Below are 5,283 nucleotides of genomic sequence, written 5' to 3'. Positions count from 1 at the left end.
GGCCCCGATGGCCCGGTCGACGATGTTGCCGTCGCCTCGCGTGCGCGCGAGGCGGGGCTTGGGGTGCTGCCACTTTCGATCTGGTACGCGTATGGCCGTATGCGGCGCACGCCGCGCGGCCTCGTGATGGGCTTCGCGAACATCGTCGATGCGGGTGAAGCGGGCCGTCTCGCACGAACGTTGCGCGCGTGCCTGGACGGCTGACGCGCAGGGCATGGGCCCAGAGACCCCAATACGGAGACCGCGCCAGCGAGGGCCGACCAGGGCGCCCGCGGCAGGGCGGCAGGCCGCGGCCCTGCCGCGCATCCAGGCCGCTACACTGGATGTATCGCGCTATGCGCGCCGGGGCGCGCCATTTGCCCCGCTGCCATGACGTTACGCAACACACTGTCCTGGGTGCTGGTGGTGATGGCCGCCGTCGCGGTGGCATGGTTTATCCCTCTACCCTCGCAGGACGTCACGCGCATCCACAGCGAGATAACGATCGCCCGCCCGCCAGCGGTCGTGTTCGATTACGTCTCCACCCCAGACAACTGGCCGGCATGGCATCCCTCGTCGCTTGCCGTCAGGGGTGCCACGGATCATCCGCTGGGCCCCGGCGAGCGCGTCACCGAAACCTTTCTGGTGGCGGGCGGTGGCGGCGTAGTGATCTGGACCGTGACAGACCGCCGCCGCCCGGCCGCATGGGTAATCGAAGGCGAGATCGAGGGCCGCAAGGCAGGCACCATTGCCTACACGCTCACCGCGCAGGGGCAGGGGACGCGCTTTGAGCGCGACTTCAGCTATACCTCTCCCACCCTGGTCTTCGCCGTGCTGAACCAGCTGATGCTGCACCGGCGTATCGAGGCGGAATCCACCGAGACGCTCAACCGGCTGAAAGCACGGCTGGAGGGCGGGGCGCCTGCGTCAGGCACAAAGCGGCCCGGATTCCCGTCATAGTTCACTGGCCGCAGGCGCCGCTCGCGCTTGCATCGCCCCCGAATCCGCACTAAGTTGGAACGGTCGGCCGGGCTCCCGGCCGCGTGTACCGCGCCAGCATCACAAGCGGATTCGAGGCCGGCGCCATGAAAGTGTGGCGCAACGATGGCGGAGCACGATGCTGTGCCAGATGTTTTTCTTTCGCTGCTGCTGACGTGGGCCGGTGTATTCGCACCGGCACTTCATGCTCAGACGAGGACAGTCATGCCCCTCACCCTGACCTCCACGGCGTTCGCCCATGGCGGCGAGATTCCCGGTAAGCTGACCTGCGAAGGCGCCGATATGTCGCCGCCGCTGGCATGGACAGGCATGCCGCCCGGCACGCGTAGCCTGGCCCTAATCGTCGACGATCCCGACGCGCCGGATCCGGCCGCGCCGAGCATGACGTGGGTGCACTGGGTGCTGTACAACCTTCCGCCCGGGCCGGGGGCTCTGGCCGAAGGCGTGGCGCCGGCCAGCCTGCCGGCGGGCACCCGCGAGGGCCACAACGACTGGCATCGCACCGGCTACAGCGGGCCCTGCCCGCCAATCGGCCGTCATCGCTACTTCCACAAGCTCTATGCGCTCGATGTGGTGCTGCCGGACCTGGGCAAGCCCAACAAGGCGGCGCTGGAGCGGGCCATGCACGGGCATGTGCTGGCGCACGCGGAACTGGTCGGCACCTACAAGAAGCTCAGGCGCTAGCGGGGCCAGCGCCCGGATATGGCGCGCCGGGCAGCTTTCCCTAGCTGCTTATCTTGGGTGGGTTGGGGCGCAGACTGGATCAGTTCGATAGATAGTTACGTAATGCGAGCTTGTCGCTTTGGATACACCCTAGCGATCCACCCGACACGGCGCCCAGTTTTTTTTGGACCAACCGTCAGCGCTGTCACTGCCATGAAGGAAGCTCTTTACCCCGGCCGTTACTGGCATTTCCTGGATGATGGACGTATCCAGTGCGACCTGTGTCCGCGCAACTGTCGCCTGCACGCCGACCAGCGCGGCGCCTGCTTCGTGCGCCAGCGGGTCGGTGATCAGATGATCCTTACCGCCTATGGCCGCTCATCGGGTTTCTGCATCGATCCGATCGAGAAGAAGCCGCTCAACCACTTCTACCCTGGCACCAGCGTCCTGTCCTTCGGCACGGCGGGCTGCAACCTGGCATGCAAGTTTTGTCAGAACTGGGACATCAGTAAATCGCGCGAGATGGAGACGCTCGCCGACGTGGCCAAGCCCGAAGCGATCGGCGAGGCGGCAGCGGCCTATGGCTGCAAAAGCGTGGCCTTCACCTATAACGACCCGGTGATCTTCGCCGAATACGCCATGGACGTGGCCGACGCCTGCCACAAGCGGGGCATCATGACGGTGGCGGTGACCGCCGGCTACATGGGTGCGCAAGCACGGCGCGACTTCTACGCCAAGATGGATGCGGCGAACGTCGACTTGAAGGCCTTCACCGACGAATTTTATTTCAAGCTCACCGGGGCTCGCTTGCAGCCGGTATTGGAGACGCTCAAGTATCTGAAGCATGAGACCGATGTTTGGCTCGAAGTCACAACGCTGCTCATTCCCGGCAAGAACGACAGCAATGACGAAATTCGCGCTGAGGTGCAGTGGATCGCGAAGGAACTTGGCAGCGACGTACCGCTGCATTTCACGGCGTTCCATCCCGACTACAAGATGACCGATGTGCCGCCGACGCCGTCCCCCACGCTTGCCCGTGCGCGCGAGATCGCGCTTGCGGAAGGACTGCAATACGTCTACACCGGTAACGTCCATGACGCCGACGGCGCCACTACCTACTGCCCAGCGTGTCACACGCCGCTCATCGTGCGCGACTGGCATGACATCGAAGATTACCGCCTGACTCACGCAGGCACCTGTCCCGACTGCTTCGCGACGATTGCAGGGCGGTTCGAACAGTTCGACCGCCAGTTCGGCCGCCGGCGAATTCCAATTCGCATCGAGATGTAGACCCTCCGGCAAAAGGTTCCAACCGCGCTGTGATCACGAATGCTGCAATCACGAATGCTGCGTGTGCTTTCGCAGGCGCTCGTACAGGAATTTATGCCAGCATGCTTTCCAGCGAGTGGATGGGCCAGAAAAAGCCTGGGCGCGAAGTCGGACGGTCAATTCCTCCATATCGTCGCCGCGATGCAGTCCGGTCCCTTTCTGCGCCTCACGGTACCAGCTGGATGTCGCCCGGAGCCTGTGGCGGCAGCTTGATCGCGAGGACCTTGAATTCGCCGCTGGTCGGTACGGATCCAGCATGAACCGTGCCTTTTGGGATAACGATCAGGTCGCCGGCGTGGACTTGGCGCTGCTCGTTCCCCAACCAGAACGTGCCACTTCCCGAGATGACATACTGGATTTCATCGGAGCCCATATGCGTATGCTTGGGCACGTTGCCGGCTTGCACCGCGATGGTTCCAGACGGCGTCGCGACTAGGCCCTTTGTACGTAAAGTCCCCAAGTTCGGAACCTGTGCGCCGATTTCGGCATCGGTCATGGCCGCCAGGTCTATGATCTGGGCCGATATCGTCGATGGCGGCGTCTGAGCCCCTGCCGGCGTGGTCAGGTGGGATGCAAAAAGGCCGCAAGCAAACGCGGCCGGAATAGCTGCAAGCGAGGCATAGCGATGCATGGTCTTTTCTCCTTTCGATTTGTCTTTTTGTCTGCGCGTGTTATGCAACGCCACAGCAGCCCGGCGCGCCTGTGTTGCCGTCGAATTGTCGCACCGGCGAACAGTTCATATAGCACTAGGGGAAACCCTGCGGGTGGTCTCTGCATCGCTGCGCTATTTCAAAAATGGAACGCGCGCTCCCGACGCATTGGCTTGAGCAAACGGCGGGCGGGGTTGGCGAGCCAGTAGGGATCGTTACGAGGGATGGCCGGGGGGGGGCACGAACGCAGGTGAGAGCCTGCGGTGCTGTACCGAAGATGGAAGCAGAGCCATGGCCTGCCCAGCCGCTTTGCCACTTGGCGACTGGGTGCCAGTCAGCGCAACAGCAATCCGGCCAGCAGCAACAGCAGCACATCCAGCCCCAGCAGGCTGCGTGGTCGCATCCTCCCCTGCAGCAGGCCGCCCAGACCAGTCAGACCGGCGATCAGCAACAGTGCCAGCCCCCACCGCAGGCCGCTCCCCAGCGCATCGCTTTGCCACAGATAGCCGGCACCTGCCACCATCAGCAGAGCGAACTGCAGCAGGGCCACTGGCACGGCACCGGCCACTAGCGGTGGATCGAAGCGCTGGCTTGCACGCTGCAAGTCAAAGGGCGCACTATCATCGCTCACGCCGGGCGGCAGCCAGCCCGGCGCCTTGAACCACACCTTGAGCTTGTCCTGCCAGCGTGGCGCACGACGCGCCATCTGCCACAGCGGCACATAGCCGGAAGCCACCGCCCATAGCGGACTCCAGCTGTTGAGCGGGTTGCGGGTACCATACACCGGCTTCTCCTCCTCCTCGGCAAAAGTGCCGAACAGCCGGTCCCAGATGATCAGCATCCCGCCGTAGTTCTTGTCCAGGTACTGGTCGTTGACCGCATGATGCACACGATGGTTGGACGGCGAGGAAAACACCCGGTCAAACCAGCCCAGCTTGCCGATGTGCTCGGTGTGGATCCAGAACTGGTATAGCAGCACAATGAGGCCGGCCAGCGCAAACTGCTGCGGGGCAACCCCAGCCAGCGCCATCGGCAAGTAAAACGGCCATCCCAGGAAGGCAACGGTACTCTCCTGCCGCAGCGCGGTGGACAGATTGAAATCCTGGCTCTGGTGATGCACGGCATGGGCGGCCCAGAACACCGCACTTTCATGCCCGACCCGATGTAGCCAGTAGTCGCAGAAATCGAACATCACGATCGCCAGCAGCCAGCCCCAGACACTGCCCCACAGGCCGGCATGGGGAAACAGTGCCACCCGGCGCCACGTCAAGATATACAGGCCGATCTGGAAGAGCTGGCTGATACTGGCCACCAGCTGGCTTAGCAAGCCCTGACTCAGGCTGCTGAGGGCATCATTCAGGCGATAGGTATTGCGACCGACGAACAGGCCGTAGCCCAGCTCCGCCAGCATCAATAGCAGGAATACCGGGAACGCGTAGACGGTGATTTGTTCTTCCATGAGCCATTCACAAAAAGTGCCTTACGACCGACAGACGATTGACCGGCCCCTTGCCGGGACTGGTCAGAAACGGTCGTTATTATGGCAAAAAATGTCCTTTTTTATGGCGGGCGGTTTCAAGTCCCAAGTGCAACACCCCGTCAGTGAATTGAAGTTGGGGGATGAGAAACTTGTTTGAGCATACGAGCGAACACCTCGAGTGGG

The 5,283-nt window shown here is 63.0% G+C and carries 5 protein-coding genes and 1 pseudogene; 4 read left to right on the top strand and 2 right to left on the bottom strand.

The window, feature by feature from the left end; translation table 11 throughout:
• The 4 genes and pseudogenes from ACYP5B_RS26195 to amrS all read left to right on the top strand — a co-directional run.
• Positions 1-204: pseudogene (locus tag ACYP5B_RS26195) on the top strand (PLP-dependent aminotransferase family protein); the annotation flags it as partial.
• Between the two features lie 165 nt (positions 205-369).
• A complete protein-coding gene (locus ACYP5B_RS26190; protein WP_459571647.1) occupies positions 370-939 on the top strand; it encodes an SRPBCC family protein in 570 nt (189 codons plus the stop codon).
• Positions 940-1,182: 243 nt separating this feature from the next.
• Positions 1,183-1,662 (top strand): YbhB/YbcL family Raf kinase inhibitor-like protein, encoded by a 480-nt coding sequence (locus ACYP5B_RS26185; RefSeq protein ID WP_459571646.1) that lies wholly within the window; start codon positions 1,183-1,185, stop codon positions 1,660-1,662.
• Positions 1,663-1,854: 192 nt separating this feature from the next.
• Positions 1,855-2,931: an AmmeMemoRadiSam system radical SAM enzyme gene (amrS, locus tag ACYP5B_RS26180; protein ID WP_459571645.1), complete on the top strand. Its 1,077-nt coding sequence runs from the start codon at positions 1,855-1,857 to the stop codon at positions 2,929-2,931.
• Between the two features lie 205 nt (positions 2,932-3,136).
• Here the strand turns inward: amrS and ACYP5B_RS26175 are convergent, their stop codons facing one another.
• Together ACYP5B_RS26175 and ACYP5B_RS26170 are read right to left on the bottom strand one after the other, a co-directional pair.
• Positions 3,137-3,601, bottom strand: coding sequence for a cupin domain-containing protein (locus ACYP5B_RS26175; RefSeq protein WP_400096838.1), 465 nt, complete (start codon positions 3,599-3,601; stop codon positions 3,137-3,139).
• A 353-nt stretch (positions 3,602-3,954) separates the two neighbouring features.
• The gene (locus ACYP5B_RS26170; RefSeq protein ID WP_459571644.1) at positions 3,955-5,079 is read right to left on the bottom strand and encodes a sterol desaturase family protein; all 1,125 of its coding nucleotides are present in this window, start codon (positions 5,077-5,079) and stop codon (positions 3,955-3,957) included.
• Positions 5,080-5,283: the final 204 nt, after the last annotated feature.

Source organism: Cupriavidus sp. 8B (genome assembly GCF_054589115.1).
The sequence above is the reverse complement of the archived record's forward strand: the minus strand, read 5'-3'. Positions and strand labels throughout refer to the sequence as shown.

Excerpts from the sequence above, each read along its gene's own strand:
- ACYP5B_RS26190 (WP_459571647.1), top strand. The coding sequence starts at position 370 with ATGACGTTACGCAACACACTGTCCTGGGTGCTGGTGGTGATGGCCGCC.
- ACYP5B_RS26185 (WP_459571646.1), top strand. The coding sequence starts at position 1,183 with ATGCCCCTCACCCTGACCTCCACGGCGTTCGCCCATGGCGGCGAGATT.
- amrS (WP_459571645.1), top strand. The coding sequence starts at position 1,855 with ATGAAGGAAGCTCTTTACCCCGGCCGTTACTGGCATTTCCTGGATGAT.
- ACYP5B_RS26175 (WP_400096838.1), bottom strand. The coding sequence starts at position 3,601 with ATGCATCGCTATGCCTCGCTTGCAGCTATTCCGGCCGCGTTTGCTTGC.
- ACYP5B_RS26170 (WP_459571644.1), bottom strand. The coding sequence starts at position 5,079 with ATGGAAGAACAAATCACCGTCTACGCGTTCCCGGTATTCCTGCTATTG.